The 3,078-nt window shown below is 46.9% G+C and carries 4 protein-coding genes; 2 read left to right on the top strand and 2 right to left on the bottom strand.

The genetic code is table 11. The features are described 5' to 3' along the window. Both LWP20_RS17975 and LWP20_RS17980 read right to left on the bottom strand, forming a co-directional pair. On the bottom strand, positions 1-585 hold a 585-nt coding region (locus LWP20_RS17975), incomplete at its 3' end, for an ABC transporter permease (protein ID WP_496197214.1). Next, on the bottom strand, positions 582-1,505 hold the full coding sequence (locus LWP20_RS17980; protein WP_242929565.1) for an ABC transporter ATP-binding protein: 924 nt from the start codon (positions 1,503-1,505) through the stop codon (positions 582-584). The genes LWP20_RS17975 and LWP20_RS17980, both read right to left, overlap by 4 nt. Before the next feature lie 261 nt (positions 1,506-1,766). On the opposite strand from LWP20_RS17980, the gene LWP20_RS17985 reads away from it, so the two are divergent. After that, positions 1,767-2,804 (top strand): sensor histidine kinase, encoded by a 1,038-nt coding sequence (locus LWP20_RS17985; protein ID WP_242929566.1) that lies wholly within the window; start codon positions 1,767-1,769, stop codon positions 2,802-2,804. Beyond that, the coding region (locus LWP20_RS17990; protein WP_242929567.1) for a LytR/AlgR family response regulator transcription factor at positions 2,773-3,078 on the top strand (306 nt) is incomplete at its 3' end. The genes LWP20_RS17985 and LWP20_RS17990, both read left to right, overlap by 32 nt.

The following is a 3,078-nucleotide window of genomic DNA, read 5'->3' on the forward strand; positions in this document are numbered from 1 at the left end:
TACCTGTCCCAAAATAAATGCAGCCACGAAAAGAAGAGCCCCGCCCAGGTAGCTTGCCATAGCCCGTCGTGTGAGCGCTGCCAACGAGAACTGGATGGCCGTCACAATAAACGTGTTGGGCAATATGATATAGAAAAAGGTGGTCAGGTAGGCTGCTGATCGGAACGGACCCAGAATTTCAGCCTCTACACCAGTAAAGTGCATAGAAAACAGTATGCCCAGCGGAATGGCGAGCATGATCATGAAATTGAGGCAGAAAGCGGCAAGGAATCGCCCTCCCAGATAGGCTCTTTTGCTGGCGGGGGCGGTGTAAGTGAGGGAATACATTCGCGTTTCTACATCGCGGGCTGCCGCACCTCCAGCTACAGATGCTCCTATTAAAAGCCAGGCGACACAGCATAAAACCGTAATAGCACCAATGACAATAGGCGCATTGAGTAAAAAATAACCGTCCCGCGCGTCATGGATGTAATTTCCTATTACCCACAGAAAAGCAAGTACCGATAGAACTGCAAAGTGTAGCCACGTAGCGACACTGCGTAACTGGTAGCTGAACTCCAACTGAAAAATCTTCCGGACCTTCATATGTTCACCACCTCCTCCACTTTCTGCGGTTGAACATAATTACCCGTCATGGCGCTGAAGTAAACGTCTTCTAAGTCAGGGGCTACCAACTCAAAACCATCGCCCGGATCTTCCTGACTGTAAATGTGCACCATAGTATGCCCACTCAGGAGTTTGGCAGAAATTACCCGATGCTCCTGCTCTATTTCAGAAAGTGTATTTTTGTCGGTTAGTTTGCGCCAGATTTTGCCTTCCAGTTCAGCCACAGCCTGGTTGGTCTTTGCCTGCAGTAGTATTTCCCCTTTGTTGATGATGGCCATGTTGGTGCAGAGCTCTGATACATCTTCCACGATGTGGGTGGAAAGTATAACCACGCTGTTTTCCCCTACTTCACTTAAAAGGTTCAGGAAACGTACGCGCTCAGCCGGGTCCAGACCAGCCGTTGGCTCATCAACTATAAGTAATTTCGGATTACCCAGTAGTGCAACTGCTACACCAAAACGTTGTTTCATACCACCCGAGAACCCGCCCAGCTTCTGCCTGCGCTTGTCCCAGAGGTTAGTTTGTCGGAGTAAATGTTCCGTCACTTCTTTGCGGGAAGCGCGGTTGGTAATGCCTTTGAGAACTGCAAAGTAATCCAGCAGTTCCTCCGCGCTTGCCTTTGGGTAAACCCCGAACTCCTGCGGAAGATAGCCTAGTGTCTGGCGCACCTCATCCTTCTGGTTCAGCACGTCTAAATCTCCCAGGTAGATACTTCCTTCATCCGGTTCCTGCAAGGTAGCCAGTGTGCGCATCAGCGTCGATTTACCTGCACCGTTAGGGCCAAGCAGCCCGTACATACCGTTGGGGATGGTAAGTGTTACATTTTTAAGTGCCTGCACCCCATTGCTATAGGTCTTGGAAACATTCCGGATAGTCAGGCTTAGCTTAGCGTTTTCCATAGTTTCTGATTGTTATTCTGAATACCTTGTTTTATAGTATGTAGCGGAGCAATTGTAAACTCATTCCGCTGGTTTTTAAGAAAGGAACAGCATTAAAATCAGATAGGGAAAAGCAATATGCTACTGCTGTAAAGTAATCGACCAGTGGCAGCTTTGCTTCCGCCAAAGCGCTTGCAGGTTCAATAGGCGGATTCGTAGACTGGTATCAGGCTTCTGCCGAGTAGGTAGTAAGAAAATGGCCGGAAAAAATATCTTTGTCTTATGGAGAGAGTGAAAAAGGTATTTGTGCTGGTCCACATCGTGCTGTGGACGCTGTGGACCCTGCTGGTAACCTTACAGCTAAGCAATGACGGTACCCACTGGCAAATCTTAACCGCAGGTTTCATTCTGACATGCCTATATATTTTTTACGGCCATTTTTATCTGCTGACCAGCTATTCGGGTAAAAAGAAGAAGAGAGCTTACTTCCTCAGGCTGGCAGCAATCATGCTGACAGGTCCTCTCCCCTTTGTTTTTTTACATCCTAAAGGATTGGAGACTTGGGAGAATTCCTACGATTACTATATGATGACCTTAGTCACTATTGTACCGATTTTTACATTTCTAGGATGGCTGGCCCGAGTTACAGAAAACCTGGTGCTTAATACTATAAAAAAAGAGCAGCTGGAGAAACAGGCCGTGGAGGCTGAGCTACATTATCTGAAGTCACAGATCAATCCGCACTTCTTATTTAATACCCTTAACAATATTCATACTTTAGTTTACAAACAAGCTTCTACTGCTCCGGAGGCCGTTCTTCGTTTGTCTTCGTTGATGCGCTACATGATCTATGAATCTAATGCCCACGCGGTGCCGCTTTCAAGGGAAATGAACTACCTGCAGGATTACGTTAGTTTACAGCAGCTTAGGTATAAAAAGAGCCCGGTGGTAGACCTGGAAGTAGAAGGAGATACAGCGTCCTGCTATATTGCTCCGTTGCTGTTCGTTCACCTTCTGGAGAATGCCTACAAACACAGCCCTGCACGACTGGAACCTGGTGCTATAAAAGTGAGTGTAGAGATAAAGGAAAATACCCTTACCTTCCGTATTCAGAACCCGATCGGAAACAAGGCGGGCACCGCTTTGGAAGAACCGGGTGGTATTGGTCTGCCAAATGTTCGTAAAAGGCTGGCTTTGTTATATCCGGGCCAGCATAACCTGGAGATCAACAACACAGGCGAAATGTTTATAGTTACTTTAAAGATTCACGGTCTTCATTCACAGGTTCATGAAAGAGAAACTCAGCTGTTATATAATTGATGACGAACACCTTGCCCAGGAAATACTGGAAGAGTATATAGCGAAGGTGCCTTTCCTGGAGCTGAAAGGCACCTTTATGAGTACCCTGGAAGCAGCTGCCCAGCTAGATCAAGATAAGCCCGACCTGCTGTTTCTGGACATTAACATGCCTGACCTGGATGGACTCAGCTTTATACCTATGCTAAACCCTAAGCCCATGATCATCCTCACGACTGCTTATGATCAGTATGCCCTGAAAGCTTTTGAACTGGAAGTTAAGGATTACCTGGTAAAG

Source organism: Pontibacter vulgaris, assembly GCF_022758145.1.
GTDB lineage: Bacteria > Bacteroidota > Bacteroidia > Cytophagales > Hymenobacteraceae > Pontibacter > Pontibacter vulgaris.